The 18,102-nt window shown below is 66.3% G+C and carries 16 protein-coding genes; 8 read left to right on the top strand and 8 right to left on the bottom strand.

The features are described from left to right. Window positions 1–4: 4 nt before the first annotated feature. Complete coding sequence (locus ACOOHB_RS02770; protein WP_420443292.1) at window positions 5–823, top strand: acyl-CoA thioesterase; 819 nt, start codon at window positions 5–7, stop codon at window positions 821–823. Between the two features lie 35 nt (window positions 824–858). Here ACOOHB_RS02770 and ACOOHB_RS02765 read toward each other — a convergent pair whose 3' ends face one another. After that, window positions 859–1,308 carry an ArsI/CadI family heavy metal resistance metalloenzyme gene (locus tag ACOOHB_RS02765; RefSeq protein ID WP_420443291.1) on the bottom strand — a complete coding sequence of 150 codons (450 nt, stop codon included), beginning with the start codon at window positions 1,306–1,308 and terminating at the stop codon, window positions 859–861. Window positions 1,309–1,465: 157 nt separating this feature from the next. Between ACOOHB_RS02765 and ACOOHB_RS02760 the strand changes: the two genes are divergently transcribed. The 3 genes from ACOOHB_RS02760 to ACOOHB_RS02750 all read left to right on the top strand — a co-directional run bounded on the left by ACOOHB_RS02760 (window position 1,466) and on the right by ACOOHB_RS02750 (window position 4,777). Then, window positions 1,466–2,245: a 2-keto-4-pentenoate hydratase gene (locus ACOOHB_RS02760; protein ID WP_420443290.1), complete on the top strand. Its 780-nt coding sequence runs from the start codon at window positions 1,466–1,468 to the stop codon at window positions 2,243–2,245. Next, window positions 2,242–3,267, top strand: coding sequence for a D-2-hydroxyacid dehydrogenase (locus tag ACOOHB_RS02755; RefSeq protein ID WP_420443289.1), 1,026 nt, complete (start codon window positions 2,242–2,244; stop codon window positions 3,265–3,267). Before ACOOHB_RS02760 ends, ACOOHB_RS02755 begins: the two co-directional genes overlap by 4 nt. 175 nt (window positions 3,268–3,442) lie before the next feature. Next, complete coding sequence (locus ACOOHB_RS02750) at window positions 3,443–4,777, top strand: bifunctional o-acetylhomoserine/o-acetylserine sulfhydrylase (protein WP_420443288.1); 1,335 nt, start codon at window positions 3,443–3,445, stop codon at window positions 4,775–4,777. Window positions 4,778–4,822: 45 nt separating this feature from the next. Here ACOOHB_RS02750 and ACOOHB_RS02745 read toward each other — a convergent pair whose 3' ends face one another. The 4 genes from ACOOHB_RS02745 to ACOOHB_RS02730 all read right to left on the bottom strand — a co-directional run bounded on the left by ACOOHB_RS02745 (window position 4,823) and on the right by ACOOHB_RS02730 (window position 10,271). Beyond that, window positions 4,823–6,031, bottom strand: a complete 1,209-nt coding sequence (locus tag ACOOHB_RS02745) for a CaiB/BaiF CoA transferase family protein (protein ID WP_420443287.1) — start codon at window positions 6,029–6,031, stop codon at window positions 4,823–4,825. 4 nt (window positions 6,032–6,035) lie between these two features. Then, window positions 6,036–7,751 carry an N-acyl-D-amino-acid deacylase family protein gene (locus ACOOHB_RS02740; RefSeq protein WP_420443286.1) on the bottom strand — a complete coding sequence of 572 codons (1,716 nt, stop codon included), beginning with the start codon at window positions 7,749–7,751 and terminating at the stop codon, window positions 6,036–6,038. 73 nt (window positions 7,752–7,824) lie between these two features. After that, window positions 7,825–8,856, bottom strand: coding sequence for a glycosyltransferase family 2 protein (locus ACOOHB_RS02735; RefSeq protein ID WP_420443285.1), 1,032 nt, complete (start codon window positions 8,854–8,856; stop codon window positions 7,825–7,827). Then, window positions 8,853–10,271 carry a sugar transferase gene (locus tag ACOOHB_RS02730; protein WP_420443284.1) on the bottom strand — a complete coding sequence of 473 codons (1,419 nt, stop codon included), beginning with the start codon at window positions 10,269–10,271 and terminating at the stop codon, window positions 8,853–8,855. The genes ACOOHB_RS02735 and ACOOHB_RS02730 overlap by 4 nt, the downstream gene beginning before the upstream one ends. A 65-nt stretch (window positions 10,272–10,336) precedes the next feature. On the opposite strand from ACOOHB_RS02730, the gene ACOOHB_RS02725 reads away from it, so the two are divergent. Continuing rightward, window positions 10,337–11,929 (top strand): hypothetical protein, encoded by a 1,593-nt coding sequence (locus ACOOHB_RS02725; protein ID WP_420443283.1) that lies wholly within the window; start codon window positions 10,337–10,339, stop codon window positions 11,927–11,929. A 32-nt stretch (window positions 11,930–11,961) separates the two neighbouring features. On the opposite strand, the gene galE is transcribed toward ACOOHB_RS02725, so the two are convergent. Next, complete coding sequence (gene galE / locus ACOOHB_RS02720) at window positions 11,962–12,969, bottom strand: UDP-glucose 4-epimerase GalE (RefSeq protein ID WP_420443282.1); 1,008 nt, start codon at window positions 12,967–12,969, stop codon at window positions 11,962–11,964. Between the two features lie 314 nt (window positions 12,970–13,283). Between galE and ACOOHB_RS02715 the strand changes: the two genes are divergently transcribed. Further along, window positions 13,284–14,399 (top strand): DUF3048 domain-containing protein, encoded by a 1,116-nt coding sequence (locus ACOOHB_RS02715; RefSeq protein ID WP_420443281.1) that lies wholly within the window; start codon window positions 13,284–13,286, stop codon window positions 14,397–14,399. 51 nt (window positions 14,400–14,450) lie between these two features. On the opposite strand, the gene rsfS is transcribed toward ACOOHB_RS02715, so the two are convergent. Further along, complete coding sequence (gene rsfS / locus ACOOHB_RS02710; RefSeq protein WP_420443280.1) at window positions 14,451–14,870, bottom strand: ribosome silencing factor; 420 nt, start codon at window positions 14,868–14,870, stop codon at window positions 14,451–14,453. A gap of 2 nt (window positions 14,871–14,872) precedes the next feature. Beyond that, the gene (locus tag ACOOHB_RS02705; RefSeq protein ID WP_420443279.1) at window positions 14,873–15,466 is read right to left on the bottom strand and encodes a nicotinate-nicotinamide nucleotide adenylyltransferase; all 594 of its coding nucleotides are present in this window, start codon (window positions 15,464–15,466) and stop codon (window positions 14,873–14,875) included. Window positions 15,467–15,822: 356 nt separating this feature from the next. Between ACOOHB_RS02705 and ACOOHB_RS02700 the strand changes: the two genes are divergently transcribed. After that, entirely contained in the window at window positions 15,823–16,689 is an 867-nt protein-coding gene (locus ACOOHB_RS02700; RefSeq protein WP_420443278.1) for a sigma-70 family RNA polymerase sigma factor, read from the top strand. After that, complete coding sequence (locus ACOOHB_RS02695; RefSeq protein WP_420443277.1) at window positions 16,667–18,085, top strand: class II 3-deoxy-7-phosphoheptulonate synthase; 1,419 nt, start codon at window positions 16,667–16,669, stop codon at window positions 18,083–18,085. Before ACOOHB_RS02700 ends, ACOOHB_RS02695 begins: the two co-directional genes overlap by 23 nt. Window positions 18,086–18,102: the final 17 nt, after the last annotated feature.

The following is an 18,102-nucleotide window of genomic DNA, read 5'->3' as shown; positions in this document are numbered from 1 at the left end:
TGCCATGAGCAAGACGCCCACGACCTACGACGAGGTGATGTTCCTCGAGGAACACGGCCCGGACACCTACGTCGGGGTGAGCCCCGAGTACTCGTGGGGACGCATCTACGGCGGCCAGGTCATTGCTCAAGGCTTGTGGGCGGCATTCCAGACGGTGGATGAGGCGTTCGTGCCGCACTCGGTCCACGCCTACTTCATCCGTGGAGGCACGCTCGACGAGCCGGTCCGTTACGAGGTCGACCGGCTGCGGAACGGGCGGTCGTTCTGCACCCGTGCCGTCGTAGCTCGCCAGAGTGGCGGCGCGATTCTCAACCTGTCGTGCTCATTCCATGTGGCCGAGCAGGACGCCGCGGTGCAAACGGCGCGCATCCCGCTGGCACCCGACCCCGAGGATTGCCGCAACATCGACGAGGAACGTTGGCCCTGGATCATGGAGCGGCGACCGCTCCAGAGCTACCCCGGCGCAGGCCAGTCAATGGGCTGGGTTCGAATCGTCGACCCGATCAACGACGATCCCCGCATGCACGTCTGCGGTGTGGCCTTCACCTCTGACGCGATCCAATTCAACGCGGCGCGCTCGCTCCATCCTCTGCAGGCGTCCCGCGAGCGGTACCAGGAGACGTTCATGAGCGCGTCGCTGGATCACGCGATGTGGTTTCACCGCCCAATGCGTGCCGACGAATGGCACCTGTACAAATTCGACTGCCACGGCCTGACGGGCGCCCGCGGCATGACCGTCGGCAACCTCTTCGCCCCCGACGGCCGCCACATCGCAACGATCGCCCAAGAGGTGCTCTTGCGGGAGCGCCGCCCGCAGCCGTAGCGAGCGCTGGGGGCTCAGTGCTCAGCTGGCGACGGTCAGCTGGCGACGGCGCAGCAGGCAGTGCCGGATGCAGGCGCCACGTCGGCGGCAACCGGCGTGGCAACCACCACGTTGTCGCGGACCTCGTTGTCGCCGGACTTGACGTACCACTCCCATTCGACACCGGCCGGATCGGTGACCCAGGTCTCGACCTTGTCGGCGTAGCAGCACATGGTCTCGTCGACGCCGGTCGTCTCCAAGCCGGCCGCGGCGAGGCGCCGTTGCGCTGCAAACACCTCATCGTCGGACGTGGTCTCGACGCCGAGATGGTTGATCGTGCCGCCGTCGCCCGGATTCTCGAATAGCACCAGCTTCAGCGGCGGTTCGTCAATCGCAAAGTTGGCGTAGCCGTCGCGTCGCTTGGCAGGTTCGACGCCGAAGAGCCGCGAGTAGAAGTCGACGGCCTGGTCGATGTCGTCCACATTGAGCGCCAGCTGCAACCTCATGGGTTCACACTACGTGGAGCGCCCCGCACCGCAAGTGACGATTCCGGACATCTCTCGGTCGGTGCCGAGGGTGGGTGCCGAGACTGGGCAGCGGAATCGGTTCGTCCACCCGCGTTCGCTGTACTCACGAGCCGCTCGGCCTCTAAGGTGCGCCGCTGTGACCCCGCCAAGGCAGCTCAACCCCGGACAGCTCGCTGCAGCCGACGCGCTCTCGAGCTTCTACGCGAACGGCGGTGACGTGCCGACTGGGGCGTTTGCCGATCTGGGCTTCGAGGACGGGCTCGCCGTCCAGTGCGAGATGCAGCGCCGAGCGATCGCCGGCGGTGCGGTGCAGTCGGGCTGGAAGGTCGGACTCACGTCGGATCGGGCACGCACTGCCGTTGGTATCGATGACCGCCCATTCGGGCACGTCAATCGCGTGCTCGAATCGCCAGCTTCGATCCCGTCGGCAGAGATCAACAAGGTGAGCATCGAGCCCGAGATGTGCTTTGTGATCGGCGAGCGCATCGCAGGCGACGATGTCGATCCGGCCTCGGTGCCCGCCCGCATCTCACAGGCGTGCGCCGGCTACGAGGTGAACGAAGCGCGGGTAGCAGTCGGCGGGAACCTGGCCATGCTCGTGGCCGACAACCTGACGAACTGGGCCATCGTGCGCGGTTCCGGCGTGACCGCCCCTGCCGCCGAGGAATTGGACAGCTGCGTGGTGACGGTGTCCTGCGACGGCGAAGAACGCTTTAGCTGCACCGCAGCCGACGAGGTCGACAACCCCTACCTGTCCATCGCCCGGCTCGCCGCCACGCTGCACCGGTACGGCCTGGCGCTCGAGCCCGGCCAGAGCATCATCACCGGTGCCTATGCCCGCTTCCGGGTTGAGGCTGGTCAGCGGTGGACGACGCACTACAGCGGCATCGGAACCGTGGAGGCAGTGATCTCATGAGCCAGTCGACGCCTGGGCCGACCTTCGTGGCAGCGCCCGATGCACCTCTCAACGTTCTCATCACAAAGACTCTGACGCTGCCTGACGTGACTCCCGAAGAGGAGGCCATGATCCGGGTGGCGGCCGGTCCGGACGCGATCGTCAACATCGTGGACCGGCCGCGCGACGGCGTGCCGCTGGCCGCTGACGCCGACGTGATTCTCGGGATCGTTCCGCAGTGGCTGTTCGACGCCGCACCAAGACTTCGGTGGATCCATGCAACGGCGTCGGGTGTCGACATGTTCATGTACCCGGCGTTTCTCGACAGCGACGTCGTGCTGACGGGAGAAAAGGGTCTCGTCGGCAGTCACCTGGCCGACCACGCATTCGGGCTGTTGCTGGCACTCGTTCGCCGCATCGCGACGGCGGTCAAGCTCGGTCCGCAGGGGTGGGACAACGACCACCGAGAGCGGATGCGCTACAGCGAGCTGGAGCTCGAGGGCCTGACCATGGGCGTTCTGGGATTCGGCGGCACTGGCAGGCACCTCGCCCGCCGGGCCGTGGCGTTCGGCATGAACGTGCAGGCGATGGACCTGTACCCGGTGTCGCCCAGCGACGGCGTGGACAGCGTCGGCGGCCCCGAAGCGCTCGCCGACATCGTCGCCACCAGTGACGTGCTGGCCGTGGGGCTGCCGCTCACCGACGCGACCCGGGCAATGTTCGACGACGAGATGTTCGCCCTGATGCCCGATGGGGCAATCCTGCTGAACGTGACCCGTGGCGAGATCATCGACGGACCGTCGCTGGAGCGTGCACTGGCCGAGAACCGGATCGGCGGCGCCGCGCTCGACGTTGCCCCGGTCGAGCCGCTGCCGGCCGACAGCCCGCTGTGGGGATTCGACAACTGCGTCATGACACCGCATACCGCTGGGGCCAGCCAGCACCGCGCACGGCGCAATCTGGAGCGCTTCTGCCGCAATCTTGTGGCGCTGCGTGAGGGCCGCTCGCTCGAAGGTGTCGTCGACAAGCAGACCGGCTTCTGACCAACGGCGACAAGGCGTCGCGACACCGGATCGACCGCTCCGAAACTCCGACACCAATCTGTCACCGTAAATCCGACCTAATTGGTCGGCTTTCGCCGCTACAGTGCTCGCCACTCGGCAATACCGCTGAGTAAGGCACAGCCCGCCTCATGGGGCGACAGAAATGGAGATCGCCATGAGCGATTCACAAACGGACTCAAGCGCGCAATGGGGCTTCGAAACACGAATGATCCACGCGGGCCAGTCGCCTGACAGCGCCACCAACGCCCGCGCCGTCCCCATCTACCAGACCACCTCGTACACGTTCGAGAGCTCCGAGCACGCCCAGAAGCTGTTCGGGCTGGCCGAGATCGGGAACATTTACACGCGGATCATGAATCCAACCCAGCACGTGCTCGAGGAGCGCATCAGCGCGCTCGAGGGCGGAGTACGCACTGCGGTCGGTCTGCCCGGAGCGTTGGCGGTGTCGTCAGGGCAAGCCGCTGAAACGCTGGCAATTCTGAACCTGGCTGAGTCGGGCGACCACCTCGTGGCGAGCCCGTCGCTGTACGGAGGCACCTACAACCTGTTCCACTACACGCTGCCGAAGATGGGCATCGAGGTCACCTTCGTGAACGACCCCGACGACCTCGACGAGTGGCGCGCATTGACGCGGGACAACACACGGGCCTACTACGGCGAGACCATCGGCAACCCCAAGAACGACATCTTGGATTTCGAAGGCGTTTCGGCGGTCGCCCATGAGGTCGGCGTCCCGCTGATCGTGGACAACACGGTTCCCTCGCCGTACCTGTGCCAGCCCCTGGCACACGGCGCGGACATCGTGGTGCATTCGGCCACCAAGTTCATCGGCGGTCACGGCACTTCCATCGGCGGCCTGATCGTCGACGGCGGCGCGTTCGACTTCGGTGCCTCTGGGCGTCATGCGATGTACACGGAGCCCGATCCGAGCTACCACGGACTGGCCTACTGGCCGGCTCTGGGCGCTGGCGCGTACATCCTGAAGGCGCGAGTGCAGCTGCTGCGCGACATCGGCGCTGCGGTATCTCCGATGAATGCCTTCCTGTTCCTGCAGGGCATCGAGACGCTGTCGCTTCGCATGGAGCGTCACGTGTCGAACGCGGTGCAGGTTGCGAAGTACCTCGAAGCCCATCCGCGGGTCGAGTGGGTGCTGTACGCAGGACTGGATTCGAGCCCCTACAACGAGCGGGCGCGCAAGTACCTGCCCAAGGGGGCCGGCTCAGTGCTGGCATTCGGGATCGAAGGCGGCACCAAGGCTGGCCAGAAGTTCGTGGAGAGCCTGCAACTGCACAGCCACGTCGCGAACATCGGCGACGTGCGCAGCCTGGCGATCCATCCGGCCAGCACGACGCACAGCCAGCTGACACCCGAAGAGCAGTCCAACACCGGCGTCGAGCCGAACCTCGTTCGACTCTCGGTCGGCATCGAGACCATCGACGACATCATCGCCGACCTCGACACCGGCTTCGAAGCTGCCGCCGGCATCTGAGGGCGGGAACATACCGCGGTCGGCGCTCACTGCCGACCGACGGGACTAACGGACGGCGCCAGCCTCTCGCAGGGCTGCGATCTCGTCGGATTGCAGGCCGAACTGGGCCAGGATCTCGTCCGTGTGCTCGCCCTTGGTCGGGCTGTGTCGGCGAATATCGCCAGGCACGCCGTCAATCTGGGTGGCATTGCGCAGGATGCGAATGTCGCCAGCAGTTGGGTGATGCACCGGCGCGGCCATGCCGAGGTGCTGAACCTGCGGGTCGGCGAACGCCTCGGCAACGGTGTTGACGCGCCCGCACGGGATGCCCACGGCGTTCAGCCGCTCGACCCACTCGTCACAGGTGGCCCCAGCGAGCCGCTCGCTGATGATGGCGTTCAGCTCAGTGCGGTTGGCCGAGCGCGACTTCGTCGACAAGAAGCGTTCGTCGTCGGGCAGATCCGGGCGACGGATCTCTGCGCAGAACGCCTGCCACAGGCGGCCTCCGGGAGCGGCGATGTTGATGTACCCGTCGGCTGCGGAGTAGGTCCCCATCGGGATCATTGTGGGATGGTCGTTGCCAGCCTGTGGCGGGTCCTCCCCTGCCACGGTCCAGCGAGCGGCTTGAAAGTCGAGCATGCCAATCATCGACTCAAGCAACGATGTGTGCACCCAGCGGCCGAGGCCGGTCCGGGATCGTTCGATCAGCGCCACCAGCACGCCGATGGCCAGCTGCAAACCGGCGGTCACGTCGCTGATTGCCACACCGGCTCTCACTGGGCCGTGCCCCGGCAGGCCAGTGACCGCCATCATCCCGCCAAGGCCCTGAGCAATCTGGTCGACGCCGCCGCGCGTTGCGTAGGGGCCCTCCTGGCCGAAACCGGAGATGGAGCCCATGACGAGTGCCGGGTTCAGTGAGTGCAGGGTCTCCCAATCGAAGCCCAGCCGGTACTTGACCGTCGGTCGCAGGTTCTCGATCAGCACATCAGCCGATTGCACGAATCGGTGCAGCAGGTCGCGGCCTGAGGGGTGCTTGAGGTCGATCACCAGAGACCGTTTGTTGCGATGAATATTGAGATGGTCGGGCGATTGCTCGCGGCTCTCCTCGAAGCTGCCGCCAGGTGCGTCGACCCGGATCACGTCGGCGCCCCAGTCCGCGAGCTGGCGCACGGCGGTGGGACCTGCTCGGGCAATGGTCAGGTCGAGCACGACGAAGCCAGCGAGCGGAAGCGCCTGCTCGCCGGCTGCAGGGCCAGGTGCCGATGCCTGGCTCACAGCTTCAACTGTTCGCAGGGTCTGCTTGGGCGCCACGCACGAGCCGGCCCGGACGGGCACCAGTGAACTCGCCGTCGGTCGACACCTCGGCTCCTGCCACAAACGTGTGCCGGTAACCCGTCGACCGCTGGATCAGGCGCTTGCCGCCGCTCGGCAGGTCGTACACCAGATGGGGCCGTTCCAAACCGAGTGCGTCGAAGTCGACGATATTGAGATCGGCGCGGTAGCCCGACGCCAGCAAGCCGCGGTCGGCCAGCCCATAAGCCAGCGCGTTGGCCCGGGTCTGCTTGTGCACCAGGTGCTCCAAGGGCAGCCCTTCGCCACGGGTGCGATCGCGAGCCCAGTGGGTCAACAGGTACGTGGGATACGACGCGTCGCAGATCGTGCCGACATGTGCTCCCGCATCGCCGATCCCGCAGATCGTGTAAGGGTCCGCCAGCATCTCGCGGATCACCTCGAGGTTTCCGTCGGTGTAGTTCTCGAAGGGATACAGCAAGAGGGCGTCGCCGTCGCCGTCGGACAACAGGTCCAGCGCCAGCTCCCATGGGCTGATGCCAAGATCCGCTGCGCGGGCGGCTACCGAAGCGCGTGGGTCGGGTTCATAGTCGGGCACCTCGCCGAGCTCGAAGGCGCGTGTGAGGGCGTAGTCCATCCACTTGCTGAATCCGTCGACCGGCCGCTCGGAGACGAGCGCGCGCCGCAGGGCCTCGTCGTTGCGCATGCGGGCTGCTCGCTCGGGCGTCGGCAGGTCGGCAATCTGGCGGTAGGCCGGGTGGTTTCCGAAGGGATTCACCGACACATCCAGGCCGAGCAGCACGCTGATCGGCCGGCAGCCCACCTGTCCGTTGGCGGCGATGCCGTCGGCGTTGGCGGCATGAATGTCCGCCAACGTCTCGCGCCACAACTCGGGCGAATTGTCCACCTGCAGCAACAGGACCGACAGCGGGCGTCCTGAGAGTTCCGCCGCAGCCCGCAGCGTCGCGAACTCGCCGGGTCCGAAGTCGGAGTTCACCTGCAGCACCCCAGCATCCGCGTGCCGCATCGCACGGGCGACGGCCGCCAGTTCGGGATCGCCCGCCGACAGGGACGGCGTCAGGCGACCGTCCGCGGCCTTGTGCTTGGTGGTGCGGCTGGTGGTGAAACCGAGCGCTCCTGCCTCCAAGGCCTCGGTGACGAGTGCGGTAATCCGGTCCAGCTCATCAACGGTCGGAATTTCGGCATGGTCGGTACCGCGTTCGCCCATCACGAAGAACCGCAGCGCCCCATGCGGCAGCTGGCTGCCGATGTCCATGACCCGGGGGGTCTCGCAAAGCGCATCGAGGTACTCCGGATAGCTGGTCCAGCAGAAGTCAATGCCGTCGGCGAGGACCGTTCCAGGGATGTCCTCGACACCTTCCATCAGGTTGATGAGGTAGTCCTCGGTGCCCGGGTGGACCGGGGCGAACCCGACGCCGCAATTGCCAAAGATCGCCGTGGTCACTCCATGCCACGACGACGGCGTCATCTCAGGATCCCAAGTGGCCTGGCCGTCGTAGTGCGTATGAATGTCCACCCAGCCCGGGAGCACCAGTTGCCCGTCGGCATCGATCTCGCGTTGACCCCGGGCGGCCACCTCGCCCACCTCGACGATCGTGCCCCCATCGATGGCTACGTCCGCGGTTCGCGGTGGACCCCCGCTCCCGTCCACCACGGTCCCATTGCGGATCACGACCTCAGCCATGGGGGTGAGCGTAGTGAGTGTCGCCAATCGGGAACCGAGACTGCCTGAGTTCGTACCGGGATTCGTACCGGGGTCAGATCCCCCGTGCAGCTTGGGGGCCAGTCACTTCCTCAGATGAGGACCGATGCCCGCTGCGGCGCCCCAGGAGAAACCCCGCTCCCCACGACAGATGCATGACGGCGAACGCTGCGGCCGCTCGAAGGCGATCTGTGAGCGCGGGAAGGCTGGGGCGCAGGCGTGCCGCGGCCAGCGTGCAGGCGCCGAGGTATGCAACGGGCACGATCCCCCCGCGCAGACGGCCCCGGGCCAGGTCGAGCGCAGACAGCACCAGGCCGAACGCGAGAGCGGGCGCTGCAAGCTGCCGCGGCTGCGTCGAGCGCGGGTGGCGACTGATCACCACACGCTTCCAGGCGCCGTAGTCGAAGTACTGGCGTGCCAGTCCCGCCCAGCTGGTTCGAGGCTGGTAGTCCACGACCAGGCTCGGGTCGAGCCACACCACATGGCCCTGTTCGCGCAGACGCCAGTTCAGCTCGTAGTCCTGGTTTCGTTCCAGCGACTCATCGAAACCGTCCACGGACCCAAGCACGGCACGGTCGAACACGCCCAGGTACACCGTGTCGGCGGGCCCCTCGTGACTGCCGTGCCGGAATGCGGCGGGACCCCCTCCGAACCGCGAGGACACGGCTGCCGCGATGACCTGACCCAAGCCACGCTGTCCGACCGGCCGCTGCACACCGCCGACGTTCGCTGCGCCGGTGCGCGCCAAGGTCGCAACCGCCCGCTCCACGTAGTCAGGGGGCAGCCTGGCCTGGGCATCAACCCGCACGATGACGTCGCCGGCAGCGGCGCCGATCGCAAGGTTGAGACCCGACGACGTCGTGCCAGCAGAGTTCTCGACGATCTGCAGCGGCCACCTACAACTGGCCTCTGAAGCGACACGATCGGTCTCGTCACCGCTCGGCGCCACGGCCACGATGACTTCCAGGGGCCCCCCAAAGGTCTGCGCGCTCACTGCATCGAGACATTCGGGCAGCTCGGAGGCACAGTTGCGCGCCGGAATCACCACAGAGACGTGCGGCCCGCTGTCCGTCTCTGCGTCGCTCACCGGGCGTTGCGGCGAGCCATGACGACGAGGCTCTTTGCCATGATTTCCCAGTCGAGCACCGGCGACCAGTTGACGACGTACTGCAGGTCGTGGCCGAGCTTGTAGCCCGGATCGGTTTGATAGTGGCCCTGCGTCTGTGCGAGCCCCGTGATGCCGGGCGGCACATCGTGACGTCGGCCGTAACCGGCGATCTCGCGTTCCAGCCGGGCAACGAATTGGGGCCGCTCGGGTCGGGGCCCCACCAGCGACATCGTGCCGACCAGCACGTTCCCCAGCTGCGGCAGCTCGTCGAGCCGAGTGCGGCGCAGCCAACCCATGCCCTTCATGACCCGTGGGTCGTTCGAGGCAGCGAGCACAGGCCCGTTGCTCTCAGCGTCACGGGTCATGGTGCGGAACTTGAGCAGTACGAACGGCGCTCCTCCACGGCCCACTCGCTCCTGCCGGTACAGCACACCCCGACCGCCGACGATTCTCACGTACAAGGCGACTGCTGTGGTGAGCGGCAGAGCGAATGGAGCGAGGAGCAGCAGGTACGCGAGGTCGAGCAGCCGCTTGAAGCGCAAGCGGCACATTGGCAATGCATGCTCCCGCAGCGCCACAAACGGCATGCCCCCGATCTGGCGGCTGCGCTGTAATCCCAGCAGCGTGTCAGCCGGTGTGATGCGGCGGAAGACACCGATGTTGCGCAGTTCGAGTTCACCGAGCGGCTCGGGATAGATGGCGTCGAGGGGCTGTCCGGACAGCAGCAGCAGCTCGGTGGCACCCAGGCGGTCTGCTTCGGGGAGGATTAGGGCGAGGTCGGTCAGGCTGCCGACGACCACGGCATCGGCCTCAGCGTCGGCGAGATGCTCTCGGGCCGACTCGATGTCGGCCGGGTTGCCAACCAGCAGCATCCGTGGCTCGTCGGTGCGCAGCTGGCGCACGCGCCGCGCCGCCCAGCGATTGAACGAGATCAGCACGGCACCGGCCACGGCCAACACCACCAGATTCCCCCGAGGCATCAGGTAGCGATCCGACAGCAAGGTGACGGTGGCGTCGCCGCCCACCGCCATAAACGTGAGCAGCATGGCTCGCGGAAGCCAGGGGCGATGCCCCAGCCGTTGCTCGAACTCGTACAGACCGCCGAAGTAGTAGACGGTCATGTGCAAGACCGTGGCGACGGCGAAACCGATCAGGTAGTGGGTCCACGGATAGGTCGGCCAGTCCAGGCCGAAACGCACGACGGTGATGGCCACCATCAAGCCGAACAGCGTCACCGCATCGACCACGTAGAGGAACCGGAATCCCCGAGGGCTTGACGGATGCCACTCCGGAGGCGCAGCTGGCGTCACGGCGTGTGCATGGTTGGAGGGAACACGAAGCAGAGCGCTGTCCGATGTGGCATCCGGCAGTCGGCGCTGCTCTTGGACCACCATCGGGCCGATACTACGCTGCGCCCCTTCGTACGGTGGGTGCGGCGATTGGAAACGACGGATCATTCATGCTCACTCGAGGATCCCTGGCTCGCCTGCGTTCGGGCTGGACCGTCGTGGTCCTCATCTGTGTCGGCGTGCTGGCGCTGTGGTCGCCCGACCTCGACCTGCCGCTGGGCAACAGCGACGACGGTCGGATTTTCGGCCGTGCCGGCATCCAGGCGCGCAACTTCTGGGAATTGGGGCCACTCGACTCCCGCCTTGGCGCCAGCACCGATCCGTTCATCCGCGCCGAATTCGATGTGCCCCCACGAACTGAACCGCCGCCGGAGGCGGTGACCTACGCACATCACCCGCCACTGAAGCAATTCCTCACCATCGTTGCGGTCGGCGCGCTCGGCGACAGCCCTCCCGCCGTCCGCATCACTGACTTCCTGCTCGGAGCCGCCACCGTGGCGTTCATGGCGGCCCTTCTGCGCGCCGTCGGCTTCACCTGGGGGCCGACGCTGATCGCGCTTGGGGTCATGGTGAGCACGGGCTTCTTCTACGTGTACGCCCGCATGGGCATCAGTTTCTCGATGCTGTTGGCGCTCATGGCGGCCATCGCCTGGCTACGCCAGGTGGATCGACCCTCCCGATGGGCCCTTGCCGGCGCCGGCGCGCTCGCTGCCCTCACGGCGATGCACTCGTGGATTGCCGTCGCGTCGCTGGGCCTGCTGCTGCCGTGGCTGTTCATCGGCACCCTGCGACGGCGGCGGTCAACAGCCGTCGCGGATGTCGGCAAGCTGCCAGTGACTGGCCTGGCCGATTGGGTGCGCCTCGGATGGTCGCCCGCCCTGACCGCCATTGCTGCGGGAGCGTTGGTGGGTGGGCTGGCGACCGCCGGCTGGCTGCTGAACGCAACCGACATCTCCGAGCTCAGCGAGCGCGTCGCCTTCCGCACGGGCAACGACGTATCGACCGCGGCTGAGCAGGCCCAGTTCAGCTTCGGCGAATTCCTGCAGCGCCAGTGGACCTTCGCCAGCCACGAACTGCTGACAGCGTGGTGGCTGCGGCTGCTGTTCTTCCCGGCGCTTGTTGCAGGCCTCGTCGACCGTCGTACCCGCGGACCGGTGGTAGTGACGCTCGCCGTGGCCATGTCGCTCACGTTTGCGTTGCAGCAGGGCGCGTGGATTCATCGCCTGTGGAACTTCCCGTGGGTGGCACCCACGTCCATCGGCTTCGCGGCCCTTGCCGACGCGATTCGCCGGGTGCTGCGGGGCCGAGCCGCCAAGCTCCGAGCACCGCTGGGAGCGGCTGCAGCAGCAGTGACTCTGGTGACGCTCGCCTTCGTGGCGACGGGCTCGACGCGAGATTTCTATCTCGGGCGCCCGGCCGACGCAGGAGCGGTTCTGGAACAGGCGCAAGACGAGCCAAGGGTCGCCGAGGCCGAATTGGTGTGGTTCACCTCGGGCATCTGGACGCCGCGCTGGATCTCGTACTACCTCGACCGGCCGGTCTGGATGCTCGACGAGACCAATCTCAGCGAGGTCGCCGCCGCTGACGTGATCCTCGTGCGCAACGACCGGGTCCCTGACTTCGTACCGGCAATTGCGATGGCCGCGCCGCTGGCCGCCGGCGAGGAGTACACCCTCATCTCCGCCGCTGCATTGCTCGAGTGACGTTGCTCAACTAGCGCAACGAAGGCTCCGCCTCACACGGCCCCGTCAGCACAGCCGCTCACGAAACGCCATTGATCGGCCAGCATCTCGGGCAGGCTGCGCCTCGCATGCCAACCGAGCTCGGCACCTGCCCGTGTGCAGTCCGCCCACGACTCGATGATGTCGCCCGGCCTGCGGCCCTCGATCTCGTAGGGAATCGGGCGTCCAGTTGCTTCTGCAGCAGCGGCGACCAACTCAAGGACCGTCGTGCCAGCACCGGTGCCGAGATTGAAGACACGGCAGCCCCCTTCGCCGAGATCGGCTGTGAGTGCCGTGAGATGCCCCTCAGCCAGGTCCATCACATGGACAAAGTCGCGCACGGCAGTGCCATCACGGGTGCCGTAGTCGTCGCCGAAGACAGCCAGCCGTCCCAGCTCGCCCAGTGCCACCCGCATGACGACGGGTACGAGATTCTGACCGGCCTCGATTGGCTGTTCTCCGATGCGTCCTGAAGGGTGCGCTCCGACAGGGTTGAAGTAGCGCAGGATGGCGGTTTGCATGCCGGTGGCCGCTGCGGCGTCGGTCAGGATCTGTTCGCACATCAACTTCGTCGCCCCATAGGGACTCTGCGGCTCCGCAGCCATGTCCTCGGTGACCGGCAGAGCCGGGGGCGTGCCGTACACGACCGCTGACGAGCTGAACACGAATCGCTTCACGCCTCGGTCCGCCGCCGTTTCAGCGAGCGTCAACACCGAATCGAGGTTGTTCCGGTAGTAGCGCAGCGGCACGTCGACCGACTCCGGGACACTCTTATGCGCAGCGAAGTGGATCACCGCGTCGATGGCGTGATTGTCAAAGATCTGCTCGACCGTGAGGCGGTCCGCCGCATCGCCGTCGACGACGGCGAGATCCGGCGACGTCAGCGATCGCAGAACATCGACAACGCCTCGATGAGCGTTGGAGAAGTTGTCGAGCACCACGGCGTCGTGGCCTGCTGCATACAACGCCGTCACCGTATGGCTTCCGATATATCCGGCGCCGCCGGTGACCAGTGTCGTCATCGGGTCATCATCGAGTGAATGCGGGTTTCGACCCCCGGGCAGAGACAATCCGCATCACCCAGGCCTCCCTCTGCCGAATCGCCGCCGCACGCGCGAGAGTCGCTCGCAAGCCGAATTCGCTCATCTTAGAGAGCCAGTTCTCGGCTCCAGGCGGTGCCGACAACGCTCCGCCCTCACGCCGCAGGCAGCCGATATGGTGAACAGTCGGTCGGCCAGCCGCGGTGATATTGCTGCACAACTCAAGGAGCAGATCTTTGGAGCGTGTCCGTGATTCGCTTGTCGGTCGTTGCAAGAGCGCGGCCACAACGCGCCACATGCGGGGGGTTCGGCCTTTCTGGCTCTTGCCGCTGTTGATCGCTGCGGCTTGCTCGTCCATCCAGGTGCCCGACACCACGGTCGGCGAGACCGTGGCGACCACGTCAACGGCGCAGGCCGCACCACAGACCACCGTCACCGTGCCTGCCAGCACCGCACCGGCGACCAGCAACACTCCGACAACGTCGGCCGCCGCCACCGAGCCCACCACGACGACAACCACTGCCCCCCAGCACACCGCCCCCTTCACTGGCCTGCCAACACCCACCGAAGTTCTGCGACCAGCCGCCGTCGTGAAGATCGACAACCACCCCCGTGCCCTGCCGCAGTGGGGCATCAACCGGGCCGATGTTGTCTATGAGGAACTCGTTGAAGCCCGCCTCACGCGATTCGCGGCGATCTTCCACTCCAGCAATGCCGATGTGGTCGGCCCCGTTCGATCGGCTCGCACCGGCGATTTCGCCCTGCTGTCGAATCTCAACCGGCCCATTTTCGTGAATTCGGGCGCCAACGCGTACACGGCACGAGCCCTCCGCAGGGTCGACGCGGTCACCATCATCGACGGAAGCACGATCGCCAAGGGTGTGTTCATGCGCTCGTCGGCCAAGAAGGCACCGCACAATCTCATCACCGACACCGCTCGCATTTTCGCCGCAGGCGCCGCCGAGGGCCGGACGCCCCCGGAGTACTTCCGGTTCCGGGGCGAAGGCGACACGCTGCAGCGAGCCACTGCCATCAGCGGCGTCGATATCGACTTCGGGCAGATCGAAGCGTCATACCGGTGGGACGCTGCCCTTGGCGGGTGGGCTCGCTCTCAGAACGGCAGGGAGCACACAGACTTCGATGGCGTACGGATCGCGCCCGAGAACGTCATCGTGCAATTCGTGCGGTATCGCCAGAGCCCGGCGAATGCGGCGACACCCGAGCCCAGGCTGACCGGCACCGGCGAGGCGTGGATATTCAGCGATGGCCAGGTGGTGCAGGGCACTTGGGAGCGGCTGTCCGAGCTGGACGTCACGGTGTTCCGTTCCGACAACGCCCTCATCGTGGCCCTCACACCCGGGCGCACCTGGATCGCGCTTGCCCGAGCGGGCTCCGCCGAACTGGTTCCCTGATCGACGTTCCCTAATCGGCCTGATACGCAGCTAAGACGCAGCGCTAGCGGCTCAGGCGAACTCGTGGCGAGGCACGTCCGACCAGAGGCGCTCAAGGTCGTAGTACGCCCGGGTCGGTTCGTGAAAGACGTGAGCCACGAACTCGCCAAAATCGAGAAGGACCCACTGGGCCTCGTGCAGCCCCTCAGTACGGATCGGACCTTCGCCACCAGCGGCCTTGACGTGTTGTTCCATCAATTCGGCTATGCGTCGCACTCGGCGCGCATTGGGCGCGCTCGCAATGACGAACCAATCGGTGATGGCCAGCATGTCACCCACATCGAGCACCACGATGCGCTCGGCCGACATCTCCGAGGCTCCATCCACTGCAGCTTGCACAAGCGGCGGGACGGTCGCGGCGGCGCTGCTTGGGACCGGCCCGACGGCGTGGACCCCGGTAGAAGCCGGGGACGCCTGCGGAACCGATGCCACGTTCACGGACAATAGAGGCTGTGCCGGGTGATGTAGCTCATTACGGCGGGCGGCACGTGCCGGGCGACCTCGGGCGTTGCCTCCGATGGGGTGCGATGGATGAGCAGATCGCGCACCAATGTGGCCGACGCCTCGACGGGATCCATGAACACCGTCTCGGTGCGCCAGCCCGCAAGATGAGCGCGTGGCTCGTTCCGCGGCTGCACCACGGCGAGCCTCACGCGCTCAGATAGCTCCGAGACTCGATGCCAGGTCGGCAAGCCGCTCGCAGCGGTGGGACCCACGATGAGCATGGTCTCAGTACCGGGACGCTCGAGCGCGATCACGGTGTCGATCGTGTAGGTCGGGCCGCCGCGCTCAATCTCGAGCTCACTCACCTCGATACCGGAGAGACCGCCGAAGGCCAGTTGCGCCATGGCCAACCGGTGGTTCGCCGGCGTCACCGAGCGCTCAGCGGATTTCTGCCACGGATCGTTGGCTACCACCACATGCACGATGTCGGTGCCCAACTGGTCGCGCGCACAGACTGCGGCGGCGACGTGTCCGACATGGGGCGGGTCGAAGGTGCCTCCGAAGATCCCTTGTCGCGGCGGCACCGCCGCAGTGTAGAGTCACGCTCCACTTCACATAGGTTGCGCGCACCGAGGCACTGTTGCGTCATTCAGCAGGCCTCGCGTGTCGCTTGTTGCGCGCGCTGTGCGCCATGTGTTACGTTTGATTGTTCGCCCATAGCAGAGTTCTGCACGGCCCGGGTTCTCGGGCCTCGCATGGCATGCGGGCGTACAACCAAGAACGGCGCCGCCACCGCGGCGGCGTCATGCCTGAGTCCGGCCTGGGTTGGCCTGCCGAGGGCAGAACATACCCGGTGCCCCCCACCGGGTCGCATGTGCTAGGTGGCATGCAATTCGAAGACGAAGAAACCGGCTGCCCCCTGCCGGTTGGAGCGTGTGTCATGGATTCAGTTGGCCAGTACCTGAACGAGATCGGTGCGGTTGCACTTCTCACTGCAGGGGACGAGCGCATGCTCTCCCAGCAGATCGAAGCGGGACGAGATGCGCGGACGCGCCTTGACAGCGAAGAGGACCTGTCCGTGGCCGAGCGGCGCGACCTGCGCAAGGCTGTGCAGACCGCTGCCGCTGCGCGTGACCGATTCATCCGGGCGAACCTTCGCTTGGTCGTGTCCATCGCGCGTCGCTATCCGCTGCCTCCGACGCTGGAACTGCTCGACCTGATCCAGGAGGGCAACCTCGGACTTGAGCACGCAGTCGAGAAGTTCGACTGGCGGCGTGGCTTCAAGTTCTCCACCTACGCAACGTTCTGGATCCGCCAGTCGATTGGACGGGCGCTCGACCAGAAGGGCAGCCTCATCCGGCTGCCGTCCGATCGCTCCGCCACACTGCGAGCTGCGCTGCGCCACAACGGAGGCGACAGCGACTCACTCGACGACGAGAACGCGTGGCTGCAGCGGATCAGCACCCCGACGTCGCTCGACAAGACGGTCGGCGACGACGGCGACAGCGCGCTCATCGACCTCATCGGCGACGATGCGCCAGGACCCGAGCACTTCGCCATCGAATCGGATCGCCGTGGCATGGTGATGTCCATGCTCGGCCGGCTGGACAAGCGCGCCCGCTATGCGGTGGCCCGCCGCAACGGGATCATCGACGGTGAGCAGCGCAGCTACCGCGAGATCGGCGAGGAGCTCGGCGTAACTGCCGAAGCGGCACGCCGTCTCGTCAAGCGCGCCGTTGATGAGCTGCAGAGCCTCGCCGCCGACGGCGAGTTTGTAGACATCGATGCCGACGCAGACGCTGTCTGACGACGCAGTCTCACCTTCGGGCGCGCCTAGCCCCGACGGATCGCCTCAGCACGCACCGGGGTGGCATTCCGGCTCGTGGGCCGGGCGGCCGGCAGGCCAGCAGCCCGAGTGGCCTGATGCTGCAGCGCTCTCCGAATCACTGGCCGAGCTGAGGCGCCGGCCTCCGCTGGTATTTGCCGGCGAGGCAAGGCGTCTCACCGAGCATCTTGCACGGGTGGGCACGGGCGACGCCTTTGTGCTGCAGGCCGGCGATTGTGCGGAGTCCTTCGAACTCTCGACCGCTGACCAGATTCGCGACCGTCTCAAGGTCATCTTGCAGATGGCCGTCGTGATGCAGTACTCCGCCGGCCTGCCGATCGTGAAGGTGGGTCGGATCGCTGGTCAGTTTGCCAAGCCGCGCAGCAAGCCCACCGAGACCCGCGACGGCGTGACGCTGCCGATCTTCCGGGGCCACATCGTCAACGACATCCCGTTCGACTCCCAGTCCCGGACGCCAAACCCTTCGCGCTTGCTGCAGGCATACAACACGTCTGCGGCAACCCTCAACTTGCTGCGTGCATTCACCCGGGGCGGCTACGCCGACCTGCGACAGGTACACACGTGGAACCAGGAATTCGTGGCATCGAGTCCAGCGGGCCAACGCTACGAAACTCTGGCCAACGGCATCGATGCCGCGTTGCGATTCATGAGCGCGTGCGGTCTGGACACCGATGACAGCGCCATGCGGCAAGTGGAGTTGTACACAAGCCACGAGGCGCTGCTGCTCGGGTACGAAGAGGCACTGACCCGCACCGACAGCATCACCGGCGACTGGTACGACTGCTCGGCGCACATGCTGTGGATCGGCGAGCGCACCCGAGAACCCGACGGCGCCCATGTCGAGTTCCTGCGGGGTGTGCACAATCCGATCGGGACGAAGCTGGGACCGACCGCGACACCCGACGAAGCGCTCGCGCTGTGCGAGGCGCTGAACCCGAAACAGATACCAGGGCGGCTCACACTGATCAGCCGCATGGGCGCCGGCAACGTCTCGGCGTCCTTCGGGCCGATCCTGCGGGCGGTCACACAGGCTGGGCATCCGGTGGTGTGGCAGTGCGATCCGATGCACGGCAACACCTACACGACCGATGAGGGGGTCAAGACCCGCCACTTCGACGCAATCTTGGCCGAGATTCAGGAGTACTTCGCAGTCCATGCCGCGGCAGGGACGTGGCCGGGCGGTGTGCATCTGGAGATCACCGGCGACGCGGTCACCGAGTGCATCGGCGGCGGCGACGACCTCGCCAAACACCAGCTGGGCGACCGCTACGAGACGATGTGCGACCCCCGACTGAACGCTCGCCAATCACTCGACCTGGCCTTCATCACAGCCGAGTTGCTCGCCGAATTGATCTAGCACACCGCCCTCGCTCA

It is taken from the genome of Candidatus Poriferisodalis sp. (genome assembly GCF_965215815.1).
GTDB lineage: Bacteria > Actinomycetota > Acidimicrobiia > Acidimicrobiales > Poriferisodalaceae > Poriferisodalis.
This window is presented reverse-complemented; position numbering and strand designations above follow the sequence as displayed.